Consider the following 21,264-nt stretch of genomic DNA (forward strand, 5'->3'; position numbering starts at 1 on the left):
GCAACACCCGTACCGTTCCGGTCGTTTTCGACTTTGGAAACGGTTGCCATCCGCAGGGGCGGTCTGGACTTGTGAAACAGCGGTGTTGCAGAAGGACAGAGGCGAGAAAAGCGCTTGAATTCTCTATCCGACTTGTGTTTGGTTTTTGGCCGAAAACCCTACATGTAGGGTTTTTTACGCGGCGGGCTACAAGATAATGCGTTTTCGGACATGAATCAACGTGCTGCCTGTGGATAAGCCTGTGCGTAATTTGTGTGCGAAACGAGGAACTCCTCTGTAGGCCGCGACCTAGCTGGAGCGAGCCTTTTTTCAACGATTCTGACGACTCGAAAACCGGCCGGAGTTTTTTGCGGGCGCGGACGTTACCACACAAATCCAGCCCGACCGAACGCATTTGTCCGCTTGTTTTCTGCGCAAGCCGCGTTTATACAATCGGCCGGTGCATGGGCGTGTTTATCCTCCTTTAACATGACAAACGATGGAGGGGCGGTGGGCATTGTGGGAGCGAGCTTGCTCGCGATAGCGTCGGACCGGTAACGGTGATGCTGGCTGACCCACCGCCATCGCGAGCAAGCTCGCTCCCACAGAGTTCCATGTGCCCCACAACAATAAGAGGCCCCCAGTGGAACAAGAAGCCTGGCAGATATTGATTGTCGAGGATGACCAGCGTCTGGCCGAGCTGACCCGCGAATACCTGGAAAGCAATGGCCTTCGCGTCGCCATCGAGGGCAACGGCGCGGTCGCGGCGCAGCGGATCATCGACGAGCAGCCGGACCTGGTGATCCTCGACCTGATGCTGCCCGGCGAAGATGGCCTGAGCATCTGCCGCAAAGTGCGCGAGCACTACGACGGCCCGATCCTCATGCTGACGGCGCGTACCGACGACACCGACCAGATCCAGGGCCTGGACCTTGGGGCTGATGACTACGTCTGCAAGCCGGTGCGGCCACGTCTGTTGCTGGCGCGCATCCAAGCCCTGTTGCGGCGCAGCGAGCCGGAGCCGTCCGTGCCGCAGAAACCGCGCCGCCTGGAGTTCGGGCCGCTGGTGGTCGACGACGCCTTGCGCGAAGCCTGGTTGCAGGACAAGGGGATCGAGCTGACCAGCGCCGAATTCGACCTGCTGTGGCTGCTGGTGTCCAATGCCGGACGCATCCTGTCTCGCGAGGAAATCTTCACTGCCCTGCGCGGGATCGGCTACGACGGCCAGGACCGCTCCATCGACGTGCGCATCTCGCGCATCCGCCCCAAGATCGGTGACGACCCCGACCATCCACGGTTGATCAAGACCATTCGCAGCAAAGGCTACCTGTTCGTTCCCGAAGCTTGCGTAGACGCCGCTCCGTGAACTCGATCTTCCTGCGCATCTATGGCGGCATGTGCGCGGCCTTGGTGTTGGTCGCGGTACTGGGCGTACTGGCGCTGCATCAGCTCAACCAGACGCGTGCCGAGCAGTACCGCGAGCGCCTGGCCCATGGCACGTTTTCCTTGATGGCCGATAATCTGCGGCCGATGAACGGCACGGAGCGCCGTCGTGCCCTGGCGGTGTGGGCGCGCCTGCTGGGCATCCCGCTGGAACTGCAGGCGCTCAGCCAGGCCGACCTCGACCTGGGCCAGCGCACCCGCGTGCTGCGCGGGCAGGTCCTGGTGGAACAGACCGGCCCCCACGCGGCGAAGGTCTATCGGCTGGTCAGCGACGGCGAGCAGTTGACATTGGTAGGGGAGGTTCGCCAGATCAGTGAGCAATTGGCCCGGGCGACAATCTATTTACTGGCCGACGAACTGGTGCGTTACCCGGTGGCCGAGCAGCCCGAGCGGCTTGCACAACTCAAACAGGAAAAGGGCTTCGGTTTCGATCTGCGCCTGATGACCGTCGACCAGGCGGACATGGACGAAGACCAGCGTCGTCGGGTGTCCGAGGGCGATACGGTGATGGCCCTGGGCAAGGGCGGCGACTCGATCCGGGTATTCGCCGGGATGGTTGGCACGCCGTGGGTCCTGGAAATCGGCCCCTTGTACCAGATGAATCCGTACCCGCCCGAATGGCTGGTGCTGATCGCGGCGCTGGGCTTGAGCCTGATCGGTTTGATCGTCTACCTGCTGGTACGCCAGTTGGAGCGACGGCTGCGCGGCCTGGAATCGGCCGCCACCCAGATTGCCCAGGGCAGCCTGGAGACCCGCGTGCCGGCCCGGGGCGCCGATTCGGTGGGGCGTCTGGCCGCTGCGTTCAACGCCATGGCCGAGCACTTGCAGCAGTTGTTGGCGATCCAGCGGGAGCTGGTGCGCGCGGTGTCCCACGAATTGCGCACACCGGTGGCGCGCCTGCGTTTCGGCCTGGAAATGCTCGGCAGCGCCAGCACGCCCGAGGCCCGGGACAAATACCTGGCGGGCATGGACCACGACATCGAAGACCTGGATCGGTTGGTGGATGAAATGCTGACGTATGCGCGCCTGGAGCAGGGGTCGCCGGCGTTGAACTTCCAGCGGGTGGATCTGGATGCGCTGGTCAATCAGGTCATAGAAGAACTGGGACCTTTACGCGCCGGGATCACGGTGGAGCGTGGCCTGTGCCTGTCGGCCGCCGATTGCGACGACGCCTGGGTCGAGGCTGAGCCGCGTTTCCTGCATCGCGCCCTGCAGAATCTGGTGGGCAACGCCATGCGCCATGCCCGATCACGGGTGACAGTGAGTTACCAGGTGGGCCAGTTGCGCTGCCGGGTCGACGTCGAGGATGACGGGCCGGGGGTGCCGGAGGCCGCGTGGGAACGGGTATTCAAGCCGTTCCTGCGCCTGGACGACAGCCGGGCCCGCGCCTCGGGTGGCCATGGATTGGGGCTGTCGATCGTGCGCCGGATCATTCATTGGCATGACGGCCGGGCCTTGATCAACAAGAGCAAAAGCCTGGGCGGGGCGTGTTTCAGCTTGAGTTGGCCGAGGCATCAGGATCGGTCCTGAAAGGTGCGGCGCCTATGCCGCCCCTTCGAGAGCAGGCACTGGAGGTCTCAGGCCTCGATCCCCACCAGGCTCAACAACTGCCCATCCCTCACCCCGAACTGCCCTTGCAACTCACTGCCATGGCGCCACTCGGGCGAAAGATCGGTCAGTAGTCGCAGCCGCACCTGCCCATCATGGGACCACTCCAGCACCTCGGCATGTTCGAAATAGAAACGTTGCCCAACGATCGGGTACAGCGCCTTGAACAGGCTTTCCTTGACCGAGAAGGTCAGCGTAACCAGCAGCGCACGATCATCGCGCGAGACGGTCGCCATGCGCAGCAGTTCCGCAGGCGTGAGGATCTCACCCGCCAGGCGCTCGGCGCGTTCGGGGTCGAGCAGGTTTTCCAGGTCCATGCCCAGCCCTTGCCAACGCTGCTTCTGCGCGACAATGGCGGCCGCCCGGCCGGTACTGTGGGTGATCGAACCGCTGACATGAGCGGGCCACACCGGCGCGCGGTCTTCGCCGATGGCGGGAATACAGGCGATTCCATCAAGCCGATGCAAGGCCGCCCGGGCGCAGACTCGCCCGGCGAGGAACTCCGCCTGGCGCTTGGCCACCGAGCGCTGGATGCTCGCTGGCGGTTCGATGGCGCTGTTGGGGAAATCGGCGGCGACGAGCAGCAGCGGATCGAAACGAGTACTGAGCAGCACCGTATCGGCCAGGGCATCGGGCAGCAGCCACTGTTCATCCAGTGGCGAGCAGCAGGCGGGCAGGGCGGGGAGTGGGTTCATGCCCGGCATTTTGCCGGGTTGGCTTGAGGCTGGGTAGTGGGAGAGGCTGAGAGCCGGATGCTTTTGTGGCGAGGGAGCTTGCTCCCGCTGGGCTGCGAAGCGGCCCCAAGATTGTAGGCGACCGCTACGCAGTCGAGCGGGAGCAAGCTCCCTCGCCACAAGAACGGTATGTGTCAGAAAATCTTCTTGAAGAACTTCTGCATGTCCGCCCATGACTTCTCATCGGCTTCCTTGTTGTAGCCGATGTCCGGCCCGCCATGTTCGCCGTGGCTCAGACGGTCGGCGTCGGGGTTGCTGAAGCCGTGCTTGGCGCCGTCGAGGCTGACGAACTTATAGTCGGCGCCGGCCTTGTCCATCTCGCTCTTGAACGCGGTCACGTTGTCTTCGGTGACCATGCTGTCCAGCGCGCCGTGCTCCACCAGGATCTTGGCTTTGACACTGCCTGGGGTGGCCGGGGTTTTGGTGACGAGGGCGCCATGGAAACTCACCACGCCAGCCAATGGGACGCCCTGGCGAGCGGCGTCCAGCACCACCTTGCCACCGAAGCAATAGCCGATGGCGGCAAGTTTGTCCGGATCGGTCTGCGGTTGTTTCTTCAGCAGGTCGAGCCCGGCCTGAAAGCGCGCGCTGGCCGCCTTGCCGTCCTTGAGCGCGGCCTGCATGAAGGCCAGGGCGTCCTTGGGGTGCTCGGTATTCTTGCCGTCACCGTACATGTCGATCGCCAGGGCGCTGTAGCCCAGGCCGGCAAGGTCGCGGGCGCGGCGCTTGGCGTAATCATTCAGTCCCCACCATTCATGCACCACCACCACGCCCGGGCGCGGGCCCTTGACCGCGTCGTCGTAGGCGTAATAGCCGATCAGCTTCGTGCCGTCGGCACTGGTGTAAGGAATCTCCTGGGTCTGGATGGCGGCGTGGCTGGCGCTGCTCAAGGCCAGAAGTACAACGGCAAGCAATCTGCGCATGATCGATCTCCTTAAAAAAGTGGGTGCACACAGACTAGCCGATTCATTCAGCCCAGGTTCAGAGAACGTTCAAGGAGGGTTCAGGGAGCAATGGCTATCGTGGCGGCGACTTCACACAACCCTTGCTTCAAAAGGAACTGATCATGACTCATATGAAAAAACTGCTGCTTGCATTCACTGTATTGGGTGCCACTGCCATGGCCCATGCCGATGACAATTTCGCCAGCCTGACCCTCGGCCAGACCAGTGACAAGGTCAAGAAATCCAATGCGCTGGACCGGAACCTGGGCAATCCGAACGCCGATGGCGTCATTGGCAAGGACACCACCTACGGCCTGCGCCTGGGCCGGCAGAACGATCAAGGCCGCTACTACGCTACCTATGACAACGTGTCGGGGAGCCACAACGGCATCAAGTTGCGCCAGGAAAACCTGCTGGGTAGCTACGATGTGTTTTATCCAGTGACCAGCAGCACCAAATTGTTCGGCGGTGGCACGGCGGGGCTGACCAAGTTGACCCAGGACTCCCCGGGCTTCAGCCGCGACACCGACATCGGCTACGCCGTTGGCTTGCAGGGCGGCGTCCTGCAACAAATTTCGCGAAACACCTCGGTGGAACTGGGGTACCGTTACCTGCGCAGCAATGCCAGCACTGAGATGAGCCCGCACGGGGGCGCGAAGGTCGGCTCCCTGGACCTGACCAGCAGCGCCCAGACTTACCTGTCCGCGAACTACACGTTCTAGGCGGCAGGCAATGGAGACGTGCAGCCGGGTCGGCCCAAGACGACCCGGCGCCTTGTTCGATACCTGCTGTCTTGAATCGCCTGGGAGAGGCCCATGAAACTATTGGTTGTCGAAGACGAAGCGCTGTTGCGTCATCACCTGCAAACCCGTCTCACCGACAGCGGCCATGTGGTGCAGGCCGTGGCCAATGCCGAAGAGGCCTTGTATCAGGTCCGCGAGTTCAATCATGACCTGGCGGTGATCGACCTGGGCCTGCCGGGTATCAGCGGCCTGGAACTGATTCGCCGCCTGCGTTCCCAGGACAAGTCCTTCCCGATCCTGATCCTGACCGCCCGCGGCAACTGGCAGGACAAGGTCGAAGGCCTCGCCGCCGGGGCCGACGACTATGTGGTCAAGCCGTTCCAGTTCGAAGAGCTGGAGGCCCGGCTCAACGCCCTGCTGCGCCGCTCCAGCGGTTTCACCCAGTCGACCATCGTCGCCGGGCCATTGCTGCTCGACCTCAACCGCAAGCAGGCGTCCCTCGATGAAGAACCGCTGGCGCTGACGGCCTACGAATACCGCATCCTCGAATACCTGATGCGCCATCACCAGCAGGTCGTCGCCAAGGACCGCTTGATGGAGCAGCTGTATCCGGATGACGACGAGCGCGATCCCAATGTCATCGAAGTGTTGGTGGGCCGCTTGCGCCGCAAACTGGAAGCCCCGGCCGGCTTCAAGCCGATCGACACCGTGCGGGGCCTGGGTTACCTGTTCAACGAGCGCTGCCAGTGATTCGTTCCCTGCGGCTGCGCTTGATGCTGGCCGCCATGACCCTGGCGGTGTTGTTCATGCTGGCGTTGCTGCCGGCGATGCAAGGCGCGTTCAGTCTGGCGTTGCAGGAATCCATCGAGCAACGCCTGGCGTCGGATGTGACCACGCTGATTTCCGCCGCCCGGGTGGAAAACAATCGACTGAAGATGCCGGCGCAACTGCCCGACGAACGCTACAACCTCGCCGATGCCCGGCTGTTGGGCTACATCTATGATCGCGACGGACGCCTGGTCTGGCGTTCGAAGGCGACCCAGGAAGAGCGCATCAACTACGTGCCGCGCTACGACGGGCAGGGCAACCAGTTCGCGCGGATCCGCGAGGATAACGGCCAGGAGTTCTTCGTCTATGACGTCGAGGTCAAGTTGTTGGGCGGCCAGAGCGCGGCGTTCAGTATCGTTACCCTGCAGCCGGTGCGCGACTATGAGGTCACCTTGCAAGGACTGCGGGACAATCTTTACCTGGGGTTTGGCGCTGCCCTGGCGGTATTGCTGGCGCTGTTGTGGATCGGCCTGACCTGGGGGTTGCGCGCCTTGCGGCGCCTGAGCCAGGAGCTGGATGAAATCGAAGCAGGCACCCGCGAAAGCCTCAGCTCCGCCCACCCCCGCGAACTGTTGCGCCTGACCGGCTCCCTCAACCGCCTGTTGCACAGCGAGCGCGAGCAGCGCAGCCGTTATCGGGACTCCCTCGATGACCTGGCTCACAGCCTGAAGACCCCGCTGGCGGTGTTGCAAGGTGTCAGCGAAGACATGGCCCGGCGCCCCCAGGACCGTGGACAGGCGTGGGTGCTGCAAACCCAGATCGAACGCATGAGCCAGCAGATCGGCTATCAGTTGCAGCGCGCCAGCCTGCGTAAAAGCGGTCTGGTGCGGCACCAGGTGCCCTTGCGTCCAGTGCTGCAAAGCCTGTGCGACACCCTCGACAAGGTCTATCGCGACAAGCGCGTTCGGGTCGATTTCGATCTGCCTGAGCAGGGCCAGGTGCCGATCGAACAGGGCGCCCTCCTGGAGATGCTCGGCAACCTTTTGGAGAACGCTTATCGGCTATGCCTGGGGGAGGTTCGGGTCAGCATGCACCAGACCCTCGGCGGTACGGAGTTGAGCGTCGAGGACGACGGCCCGGGTGTGCCACCGGACCAGCGTGCGCGGATTCTCCAACGGGGCGAGCGATTGGATCGCCAGCATCCGGGGCAGGGAATCGGGTTGGCGGTGGTCAAGGACATCATCGAAAGCTACGGCGCGCGATTGACCCTGGGGGATTCGGAGTTGGGCGGCGCGGCGTTTCGGATTCTTTTTCCGGTGGTTTGAGTGGCGTTTCAGTGTGTCGCGAGCCCCTGTGGCGAGGGGATTTATCCCCGCTGGGCTACGCAGTAGCCCCAAATGGGTGGCGGTGGTGTGTCAGACAGAATGCAGGGGGCCGCTTCGCAGCCCAGCGGGGATAAATCCCCTCGCCACAGGGCAGCACACCACAGAAGTGGGATATCCCCCATCAGTTTTCCAACTCCCGATAAGCCCCCGGCGTCACCCCGGTCCACTTCTTGAACGCCCGATGAAACGCCGACGGCTCGGAGAATCCCAACTGTTCGGCAATCTGCTGCAACGACAGATCCGCCCGGCCCAAATGGTAGATGGCGATATCCCGCCGCAACTGATCCTTGAGCTCCTGAAAGCTGGTGCCTTCTTCGCGAAGGTGCCGGCGCAGCGTCTGGGCGCTGATGTGCAGGTGTGCGGCGACGGTGTCCAGGTCGGGCCAGCGCGCCGTGTCGCGGCTGAGGAGGCGGCGCAGTTGGCTGGTCAGGCTGTGGCCGTCGTCTGGGCGCGACAGCAGGTCGGCGGGGGAGCGTTCGAGAAAATGCTTGAGGGTTCGCTCGTCCTGCAGCAAGGGCATTTCCAGGTAGCGACCATGGAACAACAAGCTGCTGCGTCGGGCCTCGAAGACCAGCGGGCAAGGGAACAGCAGGTCGTATTCTGCGCCGTGGCTGGGCTTGGCGTAGCTGAAGGTGGCCTGTTCCAGGCCGATCCGTTGGCCGATCAGCCAACTGCCGAGGCGATGCCAGATGACCAGCAGGCTTTCCGCCAGGAAGTGATCAGGGTCGCGTAGCGTCGACTCGTCCAGGGTCAACCGTACCCGGTCGCCTTCGCTCTCCAGGATCAGGCTCGGCGCATCGGGAAACAGGCTGTAGAACAACAGGCCGCGTTGCAGGGCTTTGCCCAGGGTCCGACAGTGGATCAACGTGTGACACATCATGGCAAACGTCCCCGGTTTACTCGGGGCGCTGCCGAATCCCAGGTATTCGTCCCCCAACGCCACCCACAGCGCCTGCAACAGGCGGGCGAACTGCTCGGGCGCGATGCGTGCCCGCGGCTCGTCGAGCAACTCCGGGCTGATGCCCAGCTGTTGCAGCAGCGACGAATAGTCAAAGCCTTGCCGGCGCGCGCCACCCAGGGCTGCGCGGGCGAAATGGCTGGCAATTGTGCGTTGGCGCATGAGGCATAGATCCGTCCGTTAGGCGAGCGATGGTAGCAGGGCGTCTGCGCTGGACAAGGCGGATATCCGCCAAATCCAGGAGTGAGAAATGGAGTCTTGGCGGGAATCCGCCATCCTTCGCCACCTGTTTAATCGACGATGAATAAACAAAAACGTTATGGGACGCGGGTTGTAGGGCATTTCTTAAAAATGGCACGGGCCTTGCGATGTCCTGTGCAGGTCTGCCCCGTGCAGCCGACAAAACAAATCCCTCCAGTGCAGGAGGGTTCGCAATTGAGGTGTCGTGGACAACAGGTGGATGTTGTCATACGGGACTCTTGAGGAAGGTTTGCCATGACGACTCGTCAGCCCTTGTACAAATCCCTGTATTTCCAGGTAATCGTAGCCATTGCCATCGGCATTTTGCTCGGCCACTTCTACCCGCAGACCGGCGTTGCCCTCAAGCCGTTCGGTGACGGGTTCATCAAGTTGATCAAGATGGTCATCGCCCCGATCATCTTCTGTACCGTCGTCAGTGGTATCGGCGGCATGCAAAACATGAAGTCGGTCGGCAAGACCGGCGGCTACGCGCTGCTGTATTTCGAAATTGTCTCTACCATTGCCCTGCTGATCGGCCTGGTCGTGGTCAACGTCGTGCAACCGGGCAACGGCATGCACATCGACGTAACGACCCTGGACACCAGCAAGATCGCCGGCTTCATCAATGCCGGTAAAGACCAGAGCATCGTTGCCTTCATTCTCAACGTGATCCCTAACACCATCGTCGGCGCGTTCGCCAACGGTGACATCCTGCAAGTGCTGATGTTCTCGGTGCTCTTCGGTTTCGCCCTGCATCGCCTGGGTTCTTATGGCAAGCCGGTGCTGGACTTCATCGACCGTTTCGCCCACGTGATGTTCATCATCATCAACATGATCATGAAGCTGGCCCCGATCGGTGCGTTCGGCGCCATGGCCTTCACCATCGGCGCCTACGGTGTCGGTTCGCTGGTGCAACTGGGCCAGCTGATGATCTGCTTCTACATCACCTGCGTGGTCTTCGTGCTGGTGGTGCTGGGCGCCATCTGCCGCGCCCACGGCTTCAGCGTGGTCAAGCTGATCCGCTACATCCGTGAAGAACTGCTGATCGTGCTGGGTACCTCCTCCTCGGAATCGGCCCTGCCGCGCATGCTGATCAAGATGGAGCGCCTGGGTGCCAAGAAATCCGTGGTGGGTCTGGTGATCCCGACTGGCTACTCGTTCAACCTCGACGGTACTTCGATCTACCTGACCATGGCCGCGGTGTTCATCGCCCAGGCCACCGACACTCCAATGGACATCACGCATCAGATCACCCTGTTGCTGGTCCTGCTGCTGTCGTCCAAAGGCGCTGCCGGCGTGACCGGTAGTGGTTTCATCGTGCTGGCGGCGACCCTGTCGGCCGTGGGCCATCTGCCTGTGGCGGGCCTGGCGCTGATCCTGGGTATCGACCGCTTCATGTCCGAAGCCCGTGCCCTGACCAACCTGGTGGGCAACGCCGTTGCCACGATCGTGGTCGCCAAGTGGGTCAAGGAGCTGGACGAAGACCAGTTGCAGACCGAACTGGCCTCCGGTGGTCGCGGTATCTCCGACGTGCGTGAAGACGACGACGCGGTTGCAACGGCCGAAACCGCGCTGCCAACCAAGTAAGCTTCAGCCCGTAACAAGAAACCCGCTTCGGCGGGTTTTTTGTTGGGCCGTGCTTTCCGGGTGAAGTGCTTTTTGTGGCGAGGGAGCTTGCTCCCGCTGGGTTGCGGAGCGACCCCAGGATGTACCTGCCACTGAGGGGCTTCGTGTAATACGCAAGGGGCTGCTGCGCAGCCCAGCGGGAGCAAGCTCCCTCGCCACGACGGCCCTCTGGATTGAGCGGATTTGTCAGCCTAAACGACACGCTTGGTAATTGCCTCAACGCAAGCCCCTGCCTAGTCTTGGATGCACATCCGAAGCGGAGATTTTCCATGCAAGGCCCATTGGCATCGCTCAAGGTACTGGATTTCTCGACCCTGCTGCCGGGGCCGTTCGCCTCGCTGTTGCTGGCAGACATGGGCGCCGAGGTGCTGCGGATCGAGTCGCCGGACCGTCCGGATCTGTTGCGGATTCTGCCGCCCCATGACCAGGACGTCTCGGCCAGCCATGCCTACCTCAACCGCAACAAGCGCAGCCTGGCCCTGGACCTCAAGCAACCGGCGGCGCTGGAAATCATCAAGCGACTGTTGGACGACCATGACATCCTGCTCGAGCAGTTCCGTCCCGGCGTGATGGAGCGATTGGGGTTGGGGTATGAAGCCCTGAAGGCGATCAATCCGCGGCTGATCTATGTGTCGATTACCGGCTACGGCCAGACCGGCCCCTATCAGGCGCGTGCCGGTCATGACATCAACTACCTGGCATTGGCGGGTCTGGCGAGCCACACCGGGCGTGTCGGCAGCGGGCCGTTGCCGCTGGGGATGCAAGTGGCCGACATCGCCGGCGGCTCTTTGCACGGGGTGATCGGGCTGTTGGCCGCGGTGATTGCACGTCAGCAGACCGGGCAGGGGCAGCACTTGGACGTGAGCATGACCGATTGCGTCTTCAGCCTGAACGCACTGGCTGGCGCCGGTTACCTGGCCTGCGATGTGACGCCTGGGTGGGAGAATCATGTGCTCAACGGCGGCAGCTTCTATGACTATTACCGTACACGCGACGGGCGATGGATGTCGGTGGGCAGCCTGGAGCCGGTCTTCATGCAGGCCCTTTGCGAGACGCTGGGGCGGCCGGAACTGGCGGTCCAGGGGCTATCGCCCAAGCTTGAACAGCAACAGGCCCTCAAACTGGCACTGCAAGCCGAGTTCGAGAAACACGACTTCGACGAGCTGTGCCGCTTGTTCGCGAGGGTCGACGCCTGCGTCGAGCCGGTGCTGAGCCTGGAGGAGGCCGTGGGGCATGCGCAATTGCAGGCTCGGGAATTGGTCAAGCAGGTGCCCCGAGGGGATGGTTCGACTCAGGCGCAGATGGCCTGTCCGTTGAAGTTTTCCGAAGGACTGCCCGAGCCTCGGCATATCGGCGCGAGGCTGGGAGCGCACACGGACCAGGTGTTGGGTGAGTTGGGGTTCAGTGAGGAGCGGATTGCCGGGCTGCGTGATGACAGGGTCGTTGTGTAGCGTCCTTTCTGGCCTCATCGCGAGCAGGCTCGCTCCCACAGGTGATTTGTGGACGCCGAAAATCCAGCGTGGGAGCGAGCCTGCTCGCGAAAGCGTCAGCCTGGACACTACAAAAAACAGCTACTCGACCCGCGTCTCCCCACTGAACACCAAAGTATTGCGGCAGCTACGGCACAAGTACCGCCGCCCCTGGCGCACCAGGCGGTGGCGTTGCGCCGTGAATGGGAAGTCGCTGCCGTCGCAAGGGCATTTGTAGATGTACCGGGTTGCGGTACGGCGTTTGATCTCGTAGGTGTGGCAACGGTTGGGTGGCAGTTCGTAGACCCCACGCATGATCAGTTGCCATTCCTCTCCATGGGCCTGGATACGGTCGCCAAACAGTTGGTGGGCGATCAGGTGCGCGACCTCATGGGCCACCGTCTGCTTGAGGAAATCCTCGGCGTTCTCCTGGTACAGCTGTGGATTGAAGCGCAGCAGATTTTCATGAAGGTGCGCGACACCGGCCTTTTGGCCGCGCAACTTGAGGCTGACCACCGGACGTTTGAAAGGACGTTTGAAAAAGGATTCAGCTTGTTGATAACACTCTTCGACGCGGGTATTGAGTTGCTCGAGCATGCTTTACGGGTCTCCAGAAAGCCGAGTATGCCGCAAGCGTTGGCCGTTGCGAATCGTTGAGGCGCCCAGCGGTCGTCCCAGGCAGAACCACGCACAGAGGAAGGCCGCCTTGCGGCGGCCTGTGGTGGCAGATCGATTTTGGTTGGAGAGCCTTAATCCTTCAATAATCCTTCAATTGGTATAGACCGGGCCCACGCCCAGCCCCCAGACAATCACCGTGAACGCCATGATCGCCACCAGCACCACCAAACCCACGGCCAGCACCGAACTGGAAAACAGGAAACCTTCGTCCTGAGGGATGTTCATGAAGGTCGGCAGCCCTACGTACAACAGGTAGACCGTGTAGCAGATCGCCGCGGTCCCGACGATCATCCCCAGCCACATGTGGGGATAGAGCGCCGCCAGGCCGCCGATGAACAGCGGTGTCGCGGTGTACGTGGCGAACGCGACGCAGCGAGCCAGGCTCGGGTTGGCGTCATAGGTGCGAGCCATCCAGTGGATGAACGCTCCCATCACCGCCACGCCGCCCAACATGGCCAGGTAAGACATGATGGTCATCCACAGGGCGCTTTCCTGGGTGAGCATGACCGGTGGACGATTGCCGATGACCCATCCTACCTGCGTGGTACCGATGAACGCCGATACCGCCGGGATGGCCGCCAGGATCAGCGTGTGGGTGAGGTACATGTGGCTGATGCTTTCCTCCTGATCGCCACGGATTTCCTTCCATTCTTGATCAGGGTGGGTAAAGAGCCCCACGACATGATGGATCATAGTCAGTCACTCCTTTGTTATTGCCATCGCCCCCCAACGGAGCGCCTACGGGCCAATTGGCCAGGTAAGTAAAGGTCTGTAAGTGTGTGCGACCTTATGCCGCAGTATAAGAAGGAGTGGCCCTCAAGGGGATGGGGCGCTTAGAGCAAATCGCGCTGTAGCGGGGAACGCTAATCGCCGTTAGGTCTGTGCGCAGGGTTGCGCAACCCGACGGGGATAAATCCCCTCGCCATAAAGGCACCTGTCGTCAGCCTTCGCCGACAGCCAGTTTTTTGCGTAAAATGCCGGCCTTTCGTCACACCTCACGGATTTCGCGTCATGGGCACTCTTACGGTCAACCAGAACAAACTGCAAAAGCGCCTGCGCCGCCTGGCCGGTGAGGCGGTCGCCGACTACAACATGATCGAGGACGGCGACAAGGTCATGGTCTGCCTGTCCGGCGGCAAGGACAGCTACACCTTGCTCGACGTGCTGATGCATTTACAGAAGGTTGCACCGATCAAGTTCGACATCGTCGCGGTCAACATGGACCAGAAGCAGCCTGGGTTCCCGGAACATGTGCTGCCGGCCTACCTCGAGTCGCTGGGCGTCGAGTACCACATCGTCGAGAAAGACACCTATTCGGTGGTCAAGGAACTGATTCCCGAAGGCAAGACCACTTGTTCGCTGTGCTCACGCTTGCGCCGCGGAACGCTCTACACGTTCGCCGACGAGATTGGCGCGACCAAAATGGCCCTGGGTCACCACCGCGACGACATCGTCGAGACCTTTTTCCTCAACATGTTCTACAACGGCTCGCTCAAGGCCATGCCACCCAAGCTGCGGGCCGACGATGGGCGCAACGTGGTGATTCGCCCGTTGGCGTATTGCAACGAGAAGGACATCCAGGCCTATTCGGATTTCAAGCAATTCCCGATCATCCCGTGCAACCTGTGCGGCTCCCAGGAAAACCTGCAGCGCCAGGTGGTCAAGGAAATGCTCCAGGAATGGGAGCGCAAGACTCCGGGCCGTACCGAGAGCATTTTCCGCGGCTTGCAGAACGTCATCCCGTCGCAACTGGCGGACCGCAACCTGTTCGACTTCACCAACCTGCGCATCGACGAAAACGCCACGCCGCGGTTCGTCAATGTGGTGAACCTGTAAGGTTGCCAACCGGTTTTATCCACGGCGCTTGCGAGCGCCGTTTCTTTTTCAATACCAGGAGAGGGCATGCGCGATTACAAGTGGCTGCACGAGTATTGTCTGAACCGCTTCGGTTCGGCGGCTGAACTGGAAGCCCACCTGCCTGTACCCAAGACCCCGGCGCAACTGCGCAAGATCAGCGACGACCGCTACCTCTCGACCATGGCCCTGCGGGTGTTTCGCGCCGGGCTCAAGCACAGCCTGGTGGACGCCAAGTGGCCGGCGTTTGAAGAGGTGTTCTTCAAATTTGATCCGGAGAAAGTCGTGCTGATGGGCGCCGAGCACCTGGAGCGGCTGATGCAGGACGCGCGGATCATTCGCCACCTGGGCAAGCTCAAGAGCGTACCGCGCAACGCGCAGTTGATCCTGGACGTGGCCCACGAAAAGGGCAGCTTTGGGGCGCTGGTCGCCGACTGGCCTGTGACTGACATCGTGGGCCTGTGGACTTATCTGAAGAAACACGGCCATCAACTGGGCGGCCTGTCGGCACCGCGTTTCCTGCGGATGATGGGCAAGGACACATTCGTGCCCAGTTATGACGTGGTAGCGGCGCTCAATGCCCAAGACATCATCGACAAAGCCCCCACGAGCCTGCGGGATCTTGCGACGGTGCAGGCAGCTTTCAACCAGTGGCATGAAGAGAGTGGCGGGCGGCCGATGTCGCAGATCTCGATGATGCTGGCTTACACAGTGAATCATTGAGGCCAAGTTGCGGCCATCGTCGGAACGCCGCCCGGAGCAAGCCCGCTTTCACAGGGGATTTTCAGCGTTTACAAGTCCACTGTGGGAGCGAGCCCTGCTCGCGAAGGCGGCGTATCAGGCAACGGCGATATCGCCTTCGCCAGCCAACCGCCGATTCAACTGAAACCGCCAGCGTACGTACAGCAACGCCGAGCAGAACACCGCCACGCTCGCTGCCATTTCCAGCAAGCCGAACACATGCCGGTTCGGATCGTAGGCGGCCAGGGCGCCCTTGATGAAATACAGATTGACCACGAAACACATCCAGGAATGCCCGCGGGCGCTGCCGCTGAGCATGCCCGGCGCGAGGATCAGCAGGGGCACCAATTCGATCAGCAATATCACCCACGGGCGCGCGCCGTGCAGGTCGGCGATGAGCAAGTAATACGCGCTGAGCAACCCCACCAAGCCGAAAAAGCACAGCAGGCTGACGGCGCGGGCGATGCGTACGCGTGGCTCCAGCCATTGGATGGGCGGCAGGATTTTCGGCTTCTTAGCCACGGCCGTTCTCCAGCAACAGGGCGGTTTTCGCCAGGCGCAATCCCAAGGCGCGGCACAAGGCAACTTCGTGTTCGTTCAAGCCGCTTTTGCCATCGGCGCCAGCATGGTGGCTCGGCCCGTAGGGCGTACCGCCGCCCTGGGTGTCGATCAAGGCCGACTCGCTGTAAGGCAGGCCGGTGATCAGCATGCCGTGATGCAGCAGTGGCAGCATCATCGATAACAAGGTGGTTTCCTGGCCGCCATGCAGGCTCGCGGTGGAGGTAAACACGCCGGCCGGCTTGCCGACGAGGGCTCCGGTGAGCCAAAGGTTGCTGGTGCCGTCGAGGAAGTATTTCAGCGGCGCGGCCATGTTGCCGAAACGGGTCGGGCTGCCGAGGGCCAGGCCGGCGCAATTTTTCAGGTCATCGAGCGTGGCGTACAGCGGGCCTTGTTCCGGAATGTCCGGCGACACCGCCTCGCACTCGGCGGAGATCGCCGGCACCGTACGCAACCTCGCTTCCAGGCCGGCCTGCTCGACGCCCCGGGCAATCTGCCGGGCCATTTCGTTGGTAGAGCCGCTGCGGCTGTAATACAACACCAGGATGTACGGCGTGCTCACGGCAGGATCTCCAGAATCTTTTCCGGCGGACGGCCGATCACGGCTCTGTCGCCGGCTTCGAGGATCGGCCGTTCCATGAGCTTTGGATGGGCGACGATGGCAGCGATCAGATCGTTCTCGCCCAGGTTCTCGTTGGCCAGGTCCAGCGCCTTGTACTCGTCCTCGCCGGTGCGCAGCAATTGCCGCGCGCTGATGCCAAGCTTGCCCAGCAAGGCCTTGAGCTGCTCGGCGTCGAGCGGGGTTTCCAGATAACGAATGACAGTGGGCGTCAGGCCGCGGGCCTCCAACAGTTCCAGCGCACCGCGGGATTTGGAGCAGCGCGGGTTGTGATAAAGCGTCAGATCAGTCATGAGCAGGTCGCATCTTGCGTAAGGTGGCGGCTATTCTACTGTGCAGCGCGGCGCCTAGCACGTGATGGGCGGCCAGCGTTCACATTTCAGACAAGGATTGGCACATGACAAGGCGATTGGCGGCGGCACTGGCTTTTTTCGGCATTCTATTGCTCGCCGGCTGTGGAAACGATTATGGGGTGGACCAGAACGGCCAGCCGATCGCTTCGAAGCGGTTGGACAAACAATGGGTGGTGCTCAATTACTGGGCCGAATGGTGCGCACCCTGCCGCACTGAAATTCCGGAATTCAACGCGCTCGCCGAGCAGCTCAAGGGTCGAAACGTGGGCGTGTTCGGTGTCAACTTCGATCAGGTACAGGGTGAAGAGCTCAGGAGCGCCAGCGAAAAAATGGGGATTCGCTTCAGCGTATTGGCCCAGGACCCGGCCGAATTCTTCGATATCCCTCGCAGCGAAGGATTGCCGGTGACCTACATCATCGATAACCAGGGCAAGGTGCGTGAGCAATTGCTTGGGGAGCAGACGGCGGCGGCGGTGATGGCGAAGCTGGAGGCGTTGCAGGCGCTGAAATAGCGGGTTCAGTGGCGAGGGAGCAACTCCCTCGCCAGTGCCTGGTCAGGCAAGGCTTCAGCCTTCCTCCAACCACCAGCGCAGCGGCTTGCCCTGGGCGGGCCAGAAACGCATCTGTTCGATGGGGGAAACATCCCAGCGTTCGACTTTCTGTAGCGCCTGCAAGAATCGCGTCTCCTGCTCCATCACTGCCGGGGGGCAGAGTTTGCGGGTGCTGCCGATCTTGCCGAAACTCAGCCGGTCGCCTTCCAGGGTGTAGGGCGCAAACCAATGGTTGCAGCCGGCATTGCCATAGGCCCGGCCATCATCGCCGAGGGTGATGGTCAGGTGGCTGTAGTCCATCAATGGCCGCTCACCGATCCATTCAAGAATATAGCTGCGGTTTTGCTGCAGCTGCACCGGATCGGCGGCGCAACCCATCAGGCCAGCGCCGACCAGCGTGGCCAGGAACAGGCGTTTCATCAAGCGGCTTCCTGGCATTGGGGGCACAGATGCCTCTCGCCGACCGTCTGCCAGCCCAGCTCGGCAATGCGCGCGGTGGCGGCCGGTTTCTGGGCCTTGGTGCCGAGCTTGGCATCGACGGCGAATTCGAAGCTCAGTTCCTTGGTGCAGCGGTCGCAATTGACCTGCCAGGTGTGGATCGCCAGTTCGCCGAATACCGGGCCGGTAGTCATGGCGGTCCACTGGCCCATTGGCTTGAGCAGATGGCGAACGGTGTCCACGGTCAGGCGCATGGACAGGTCCTTGCTGCCCTTGAGGGTCACGAGCAATACGTCGTTGGCCTGGATCGAACCGCCATTGCCAGTGACCTGGTAACGGCCTGGCGCCAGGGCGCGGACCTCGGTCAAGGTGTGCTGCGGGTTCATCAGGGTGTAGCGAAAATCATGTTCGGCCATGGGTCCTCCAAATAGGCGCGACATGCTAGCACGGGGCATGGCTGGGGCATGGACTCGATGAAAGGTTGGCCGACGAAACTCCATTCACTGTGGGAGCCAGCTTGCTCGCGATAGCGGTGTGTCAGTCACTTCAAAGCTGGCTGATCCATTGCTATCGCGAGCAAGCTCGCTTCAAAGAAAGGCGAGTCAGCTATCTATCAGGTTCTGCGGCGCGCCGGCGGCCCAGGCTGCGATGTTATCCAGTGTGGTCGTGGCGATGGCGGCCAACGCTTCGTGGGTCAGGCACTGATGCGAGCCTCGCTGGCCAGGCGATTGATGGCCAGCTCCAGGTCTTCCAGGGCCGCCGCGGCCTTCGGATCCTTCTGCTTGAGCAGGGTTTCGCTGCGCTGGCAGGCCGCGCGCAGTTGCGGTACGCCGCAGTAGCGCGTGGCACCGTGCAGGCGGTGGACCCGCTCGATCAGGGCGTTGTGATCGTTGGCTTCGCTGGCCTGGCGAATCGCCTCCCGGTCGGCTTCGAGGGATGCCAGCAGCATCGCCAGCATATCCGCCGCCAAGTCGGCCTTGCCGGCGGCCAGGCGCAGGCCTTCTTCATGATCGAGCACCAGCAGCTCACCGCTGCGATGGGCGTCCGCGCCCCGGTCCGGCACCTGGTTGCGCAAGGCCAGGCCGGTCCATTTGAGCACGACCTGGGCCAGCTGCCGCTCGCTGATGGGCTTGGTCAGGTAGTCATCCATACCGCTTTGCAGCAGGGCGCGTTTTTCGTTGGCCATGGCGTGGGCAGTGAGGGCAACGATCGGCAGCGGTGTGCAATGCCGCTCACTTTCCCATTGGCGGATCGCCTCGGTGCTCTGGCGACCGTCCATGCCGGGCATCTGCACATCCATCAGGACCAGGTCGAAGGTTTCCTGTTGCACCGCCTCGACCGCGGCGTACCCGCTTTCCACCGCCAGCACCCGGGCGCCCAGGTCCTCGAGCAGGGTTTGCACCAACAGCAGGTTCGCCGGGTTGTCGTCCACGCACAGCACCTTTGGCGCTCGGCTGGCCACCGGTTCATTGGGTTCGTTGCGCGTTGGGCGCGGGTTGACCAGGTCGGAAAGCGACCGCCGCAACTTGCGCGTGCAGGCCGGCTTGGCCTGCAATTGGCTGTGGGGGTTCGGGACGGAGAGGTGGTACAGCGTTTGTTCGGTGGTAGGGCACAGCACGAGGACTTTGCAGCCCAGGTGTTCCAAGTCCCAGATGTGCTGGTTCAAGCGCTCGGGTGGCATGTCGTTGCTGGTGATGCCGAGCACCGCCAGGTCGATGGCCTGTTCGGTCTGGTGAGCAACCGTGACCCCGTTGGTCAGGTTCTCCAGCGTGTTGAACGGCGTGACCTGCAAGCCACAGTCTTCGAGCTGGTGCTGCAAAGCCTGGCGCGCCAACTCGTGATTTTCCAGGACGGCCACCCGCCGGCCCAGCAACGGCGGGCCGGGGAGATCCTCGGCGTCGTCGCGGGTCTTGGGCAGGCGCAGGCTGATCCAGAACTCCGAGCCTTCGCCTGGCGTGCTGTCCACGCCGATCTCGCCGCCCATCTGTTCCACCAGCCGCTTGGAAATCACCAGGCCCAGCCCGGTGCCGCCGGGTTGCCGGGACAAGGAGTTGTCGGCCTGGCTGAACGCCTGGAACAACGCGCGAACGTCCTGGCTGGACAGGCCGATACCGGTGTCCTGGATGCTGATGCGCAGCTGCACGCTGTCTTCGTGCTCGTCTTCGAGCATCGCGCGGGCGACGATGGTGCCTTCCCGGGTGAACTTGATGGCGTTGCTCACCAGGTTGGTGAGGATCTGCTTGAGACGCAGCGGGTCGCCCACCAGCGACAGCGGCGTGTCCCGGTAGACCAGGCTCACCAATTCCAATTGCTTGGCATGGGCGGCGGGGGCGAGGATGGTCAGGGTGTCCTGCAACAGGTCCCGCAAGTTGAACGGGATGCTGTCGAGCACCAGCTTGCCGGCCTCGATCTTCGAGAAGTCGAGGATTTCGTTGATGATGCCCAGCAGGCTGTCGGCGGATTTTTCGATGGTGCCCAGGTAGTCGAGCTGGCGCGGGGTCAGTTCGCTTTTTTGCAATAGATGGGTGAAACCCAGGATGCCGTTGAGCGGCGTGCGGATCTCATGGCTCATGTTCGCCAGGAACTCGGATTTGATCCGGCTCGCTTCCAGGGCTTCCTTGCGGGCCAGGTCCAGCTCGATGTTCTGGATCTCGATGGTTTCCAGGTTCTGGCGCACGTCTTCGGTGGCCTGGTCGATGCTGTGTTGCAATTCCTCCTGGGCGTTCTGCAAGGTCCCGGCCATGCGATTGATGCCCGACGCCAATTCATCCAGCTCTTGACTGCCCAGCGGTGGCAGGCGGGTTTCCAGGTGCCCATCCTTGAGCTGCGCCACGGCCTGCTTGATCTGGCTCAGCGGACGGTTGATGGTGCGGCCCATGCGCAAGGCCAATAGCCCGGTGCATCCCAGCCCGGCGGCGATCAGAAGCAGGCTGGCGAACAGGCTGCGGTAACCGCGCAGCAACATGCCGCTGTGGGACAACTCCAGCTCGACCCAGCCCAGCAGGCGGTCGGCCTCTTCGGGGATCAGTTCGCCGGCCAGGTTGCGGTGCTTGCCGAACACCGGCAGCAGGTAGCGGGTGGCGTCGTTGCCGGTGCGTTGCAGCAGTTGACTGCTGTTGCCTTCCGGTGCCCGGTTGAGCATGGTCGGGCCGGCGTGGGCCAGCGGAGCGCGGTCGGGGGCCAGGAAGGTCACGGCCCGGACATCGGCTTGCTCGAGGGACTGGGTGGCGATGCGCTCCAGCAGTTCGGTGTCTTGGCGGCTAAGGGCGGGGGCGACCAGCGGCGCCAGCTGTTCGGCGATCATTTCGCCCCTTTGCAGCAGTTGGGCATGCAGGTCCGATTGCTGCATCCAGGTGAAATAGCCGCCCAGAACCAGCGCCATCAGGCTGGTTGGCAACAGGGTCAGCAACAGCACACGGCCTTTGATTCCCAGTTTCTTGAGCACACCTTGTCTCCTGCATCCAGCGGTCTGATTGAGCTTTGCGCGCATCCGGCACGCAACACCTGCGCAGTGTAGCGATTTGCAGGCGAGCCTTCTCCGTAAAATTCATGTCGCCGTGCATCCGCGTCGCTGC

The 21,264-nt window shown here is 62.3% G+C and carries 21 protein-coding genes and 1 pseudogene; 10 read left to right on the top strand and 12 right to left on the bottom strand.

Translation table 11 applies throughout. The features are described 5' to 3' along the window. Positions 1 to 622: 622 nt before the first annotated feature. Positions 623 to 1,345, top strand: a complete 723-nt coding sequence (locus J3P90_RS06420; protein ID WP_420767478.1) for a response regulator — start codon at positions 623 to 625, stop codon at positions 1,343 to 1,345. Beyond that, positions 1,342 to 2,952, top strand: coding sequence for an ATP-binding protein (locus tag J3P90_RS06425; RefSeq protein ID WP_420767477.1), 1,611 nt, complete (start codon positions 1,342 to 1,344; stop codon positions 2,950 to 2,952). The genes J3P90_RS06420 and J3P90_RS06425 overlap by 4 nt, the downstream gene beginning before the upstream one ends. Before the next feature lie 47 nt (positions 2,953 to 2,999). Here the strand turns inward: J3P90_RS06425 and J3P90_RS06430 are convergent, their stop codons facing one another. Together J3P90_RS06430 and J3P90_RS06435 are read right to left on the bottom strand one after the other, a co-directional pair. After that, positions 3,000 to 3,725: a 4'-phosphopantetheinyl transferase family protein gene (locus J3P90_RS06430; RefSeq protein ID WP_434675990.1), complete on the bottom strand. Its 726-nt coding sequence runs from the start codon at positions 3,723 to 3,725 to the stop codon at positions 3,000 to 3,002. A gap of 173 nt (positions 3,726 to 3,898) precedes the next feature. After that, positions 3,899 to 4,687 (bottom strand): dienelactone hydrolase family protein, encoded by a 789-nt coding sequence (locus tag J3P90_RS06435; RefSeq protein WP_434560219.1) that lies wholly within the window; start codon positions 4,685 to 4,687, stop codon positions 3,899 to 3,901. Positions 4,688 to 4,830: 143 nt separating this feature from the next. Here J3P90_RS06435 and J3P90_RS06440 point away from each other — a divergent pair, with 143 nt between their 5' ends. The 3 genes from J3P90_RS06440 (at position 4,831) to J3P90_RS06450 (ending at position 7,544) form a co-directional block, all read left to right on the top strand. Continuing rightward, entirely contained in the window at positions 4,831 to 5,430 is a 600-nt protein-coding gene (locus J3P90_RS06440; RefSeq protein ID WP_420767474.1) for a hypothetical protein, read from the top strand. 93 nt (positions 5,431 to 5,523) lie between these two features. Then, positions 5,524 to 6,201, top strand: coding sequence for a response regulator (locus J3P90_RS06445; protein WP_434560215.1), 678 nt, complete (start codon positions 5,524 to 5,526; stop codon positions 6,199 to 6,201). Then, complete coding sequence (locus J3P90_RS06450; protein ID WP_434560213.1) at positions 6,198 to 7,544, top strand: ATP-binding protein; 1,347 nt, start codon at positions 6,198 to 6,200, stop codon at positions 7,542 to 7,544. Before J3P90_RS06445 ends, J3P90_RS06450 begins: the two co-directional genes overlap by 4 nt. Before the next feature lie 181 nt (positions 7,545 to 7,725). Here J3P90_RS06450 and J3P90_RS06455 read toward each other — a convergent pair whose 3' ends face one another. Further along, positions 7,726 to 8,724 carry an AraC family transcriptional regulator gene (locus J3P90_RS06455; protein WP_420767471.1) on the bottom strand — a complete coding sequence of 333 codons (999 nt, stop codon included), beginning with the start codon at positions 8,722 to 8,724 and terminating at the stop codon, positions 7,726 to 7,728. A 333-nt stretch (positions 8,725 to 9,057) separates the two neighbouring features. Here J3P90_RS06455 and J3P90_RS06460 point away from each other — a divergent pair, with 333 nt between their 5' ends. Beyond that, complete coding sequence (locus tag J3P90_RS06460) at positions 9,058 to 10,389, top strand: dicarboxylate/amino acid:cation symporter (RefSeq protein WP_420767470.1); 1,332 nt, start codon at positions 9,058 to 9,060, stop codon at positions 10,387 to 10,389. A gap of 308 nt (positions 10,390 to 10,697) precedes the next feature. Next, positions 10,698 to 11,879 (top strand): CaiB/BaiF CoA transferase family protein, encoded by a 1,182-nt coding sequence (locus J3P90_RS06465; RefSeq protein ID WP_434675991.1) that lies wholly within the window; start codon positions 10,698 to 10,700, stop codon positions 11,877 to 11,879. Positions 11,880 to 11,999: 120 nt separating this feature from the next. On the opposite strand, the gene J3P90_RS06470 is transcribed toward J3P90_RS06465, so the two are convergent. Both J3P90_RS06470 and J3P90_RS06475 read right to left on the bottom strand, forming a co-directional pair. Next, positions 12,000 to 12,494, bottom strand: coding sequence for a SprT family zinc-dependent metalloprotease (locus J3P90_RS06470; protein WP_030142420.1), 495 nt, complete (start codon positions 12,492 to 12,494; stop codon positions 12,000 to 12,002). 171 nt (positions 12,495 to 12,665) lie between these two features. Then, positions 12,666 to 13,268, bottom strand: coding sequence for a Yip1 family protein (locus tag J3P90_RS06475; RefSeq protein ID WP_039591896.1), 603 nt, complete (start codon positions 13,266 to 13,268; stop codon positions 12,666 to 12,668). A 318-nt stretch (positions 13,269 to 13,586) separates the two neighbouring features. Here J3P90_RS06475 and ttcA point away from each other — a divergent pair, with 318 nt between their 5' ends. Together ttcA and J3P90_RS06485 are read left to right on the top strand one after the other, a co-directional pair. Then, on the top strand, positions 13,587 to 14,411 hold the full coding sequence (gene ttcA / locus J3P90_RS06480; RefSeq protein WP_030142418.1) for a tRNA 2-thiocytidine(32) synthetase TtcA: 825 nt from the start codon (positions 13,587 to 13,589) through the stop codon (positions 14,409 to 14,411). 66 nt (positions 14,412 to 14,477) lie between these two features. Further along, on the top strand, positions 14,478 to 15,152 hold the full coding sequence (locus J3P90_RS06485) for a DNA-3-methyladenine glycosylase I (RefSeq protein ID WP_420767466.1): 675 nt from the start codon (positions 14,478 to 14,480) through the stop codon (positions 15,150 to 15,152). A 114-nt stretch (positions 15,153 to 15,266) separates the two neighbouring features. Here the strand turns inward: J3P90_RS06485 and J3P90_RS06490 are convergent, their stop codons facing one another. The 3 genes from J3P90_RS06490 to arsC are packed head-to-tail and all read right to left on the bottom strand — an operon-like array spanning position 15,267 to position 16,640. After that, positions 15,267 to 15,692 (bottom strand): DUF2069 domain-containing protein, encoded by a 426-nt coding sequence (locus J3P90_RS06490; protein ID WP_434560209.1) that lies wholly within the window; start codon positions 15,690 to 15,692, stop codon positions 15,267 to 15,269. Continuing rightward, entirely contained in the window at positions 15,685 to 16,290 is a 606-nt protein-coding gene (wrbA, locus tag J3P90_RS06495; RefSeq protein ID WP_420767464.1) for an NAD(P)H:quinone oxidoreductase, read from the bottom strand. Before wrbA ends, J3P90_RS06490 begins: the two co-directional genes overlap by 8 nt. Then, positions 16,287 to 16,640 (bottom strand): arsenate reductase (glutaredoxin), encoded by a 354-nt coding sequence (arsC, locus tag J3P90_RS06500; RefSeq protein WP_420767463.1) that lies wholly within the window; start codon positions 16,638 to 16,640, stop codon positions 16,287 to 16,289. Before arsC ends, wrbA begins: the two co-directional genes overlap by 4 nt. A gap of 104 nt (positions 16,641 to 16,744) precedes the next feature. Between arsC and J3P90_RS06505 the strand changes: the two genes are divergently transcribed. Beyond that, entirely contained in the window at positions 16,745 to 17,212 is a 468-nt protein-coding gene (locus J3P90_RS06505) for a TlpA family protein disulfide reductase (protein WP_434560205.1), read from the top strand. A 54-nt stretch (positions 17,213 to 17,266) separates the two neighbouring features. Here J3P90_RS06505 and J3P90_RS06510 read toward each other — a convergent pair whose 3' ends face one another. From J3P90_RS06510 to J3P90_RS06525, 4 genes and pseudogenes are all read right to left on the bottom strand, one after another. After that, on the bottom strand, positions 17,267 to 17,671 hold the full coding sequence (locus J3P90_RS06510) for an META domain-containing protein (protein WP_420767461.1): 405 nt from the start codon (positions 17,669 to 17,671) through the stop codon (positions 17,267 to 17,269). Beyond that, positions 17,671 to 18,105 (bottom strand): hypothetical protein, encoded by a 435-nt coding sequence (locus J3P90_RS06515; RefSeq protein WP_434607300.1) that lies wholly within the window; start codon positions 18,103 to 18,105, stop codon positions 17,671 to 17,673. Before J3P90_RS06515 ends, J3P90_RS06510 begins: the two co-directional genes overlap by 1 nt. 186 nt (positions 18,106 to 18,291) lie before the next feature. Continuing rightward, positions 18,292 to 18,399, bottom strand: a pseudogene (locus tag J3P90_RS06520) (2-hydroxyacid dehydrogenase); the annotation flags it as partial. Then, on the bottom strand, positions 18,384 to 21,134 hold the full coding sequence (locus tag J3P90_RS06525; RefSeq protein ID WP_434560203.1) for a response regulator: 2,751 nt from the start codon (positions 21,132 to 21,134) through the stop codon (positions 18,384 to 18,386). The pseudogene J3P90_RS06520 and the gene J3P90_RS06525, both read right to left, overlap by 16 nt. Between the last annotated feature and the right edge of the window lie 130 nt (positions 21,135 to 21,264).

This window comes from Pseudomonas sp. D3-10, from assembly GCF_051132175.1.
GTDB lineage: Bacteria > Pseudomonadota > Gammaproteobacteria > Pseudomonadales > Pseudomonadaceae > Aquipseudomonas.

Excerpts from the sequence above, each read along its gene's own strand:
- J3P90_RS06430 (WP_434675990.1), bottom strand. The coding sequence starts at position 3,725 with ATGAACCCACTCCCCGCCCTGCCCGCCTGCTGCTCGCCACTGGATGAA.
- J3P90_RS06435 (WP_434560219.1), bottom strand. The coding sequence starts at position 4,687 with ATGCGCAGATTGCTTGCCGTTGTACTTCTGGCCTTGAGCAGCGCCAGC.
- J3P90_RS06440 (WP_420767474.1), top strand. The coding sequence starts at position 4,831 with ATGACTCATATGAAAAAACTGCTGCTTGCATTCACTGTATTGGGTGCC.
- J3P90_RS06445 (WP_434560215.1), top strand. The coding sequence starts at position 5,524 with ATGAAACTATTGGTTGTCGAAGACGAAGCGCTGTTGCGTCATCACCTG.
- J3P90_RS06455 (WP_420767471.1), bottom strand. The coding sequence starts at position 8,724 with ATGCGCCAACGCACAATTGCCAGCCATTTCGCCCGCGCAGCCCTGGGT.
- J3P90_RS06460 (WP_420767470.1), top strand. The coding sequence starts at position 9,058 with ATGACGACTCGTCAGCCCTTGTACAAATCCCTGTATTTCCAGGTAATC.
- J3P90_RS06465 (WP_434675991.1), top strand. The coding sequence starts at position 10,698 with ATGCAAGGCCCATTGGCATCGCTCAAGGTACTGGATTTCTCGACCCTG.
- J3P90_RS06470 (WP_030142420.1), bottom strand. The coding sequence starts at position 12,494 with ATGCTCGAGCAACTCAATACCCGCGTCGAAGAGTGTTATCAACAAGCT.
- J3P90_RS06475 (WP_039591896.1), bottom strand. The coding sequence starts at position 13,268 with ATGATCCATCATGTCGTGGGGCTCTTTACCCACCCTGATCAAGAATGG.
- ttcA (WP_030142418.1), top strand. The coding sequence starts at position 13,587 with ATGGGCACTCTTACGGTCAACCAGAACAAACTGCAAAAGCGCCTGCGC.
- J3P90_RS06485 (WP_420767466.1), top strand. The coding sequence starts at position 14,478 with ATGCGCGATTACAAGTGGCTGCACGAGTATTGTCTGAACCGCTTCGGT.
- arsC (WP_420767463.1), bottom strand. The coding sequence starts at position 16,640 with ATGACTGATCTGACGCTTTATCACAACCCGCGCTGCTCCAAATCCCGC.
- J3P90_RS06505 (WP_434560205.1), top strand. The coding sequence starts at position 16,745 with ATGACAAGGCGATTGGCGGCGGCACTGGCTTTTTTCGGCATTCTATTG.
- J3P90_RS06510 (WP_420767461.1), bottom strand. The coding sequence starts at position 17,671 with ATGAAACGCCTGTTCCTGGCCACGCTGGTCGGCGCTGGCCTGATGGGT.
- J3P90_RS06515 (WP_434607300.1), bottom strand. The coding sequence starts at position 18,105 with ATGGCCGAACATGATTTTCGCTACACCCTGATGAACCCGCAGCACACC.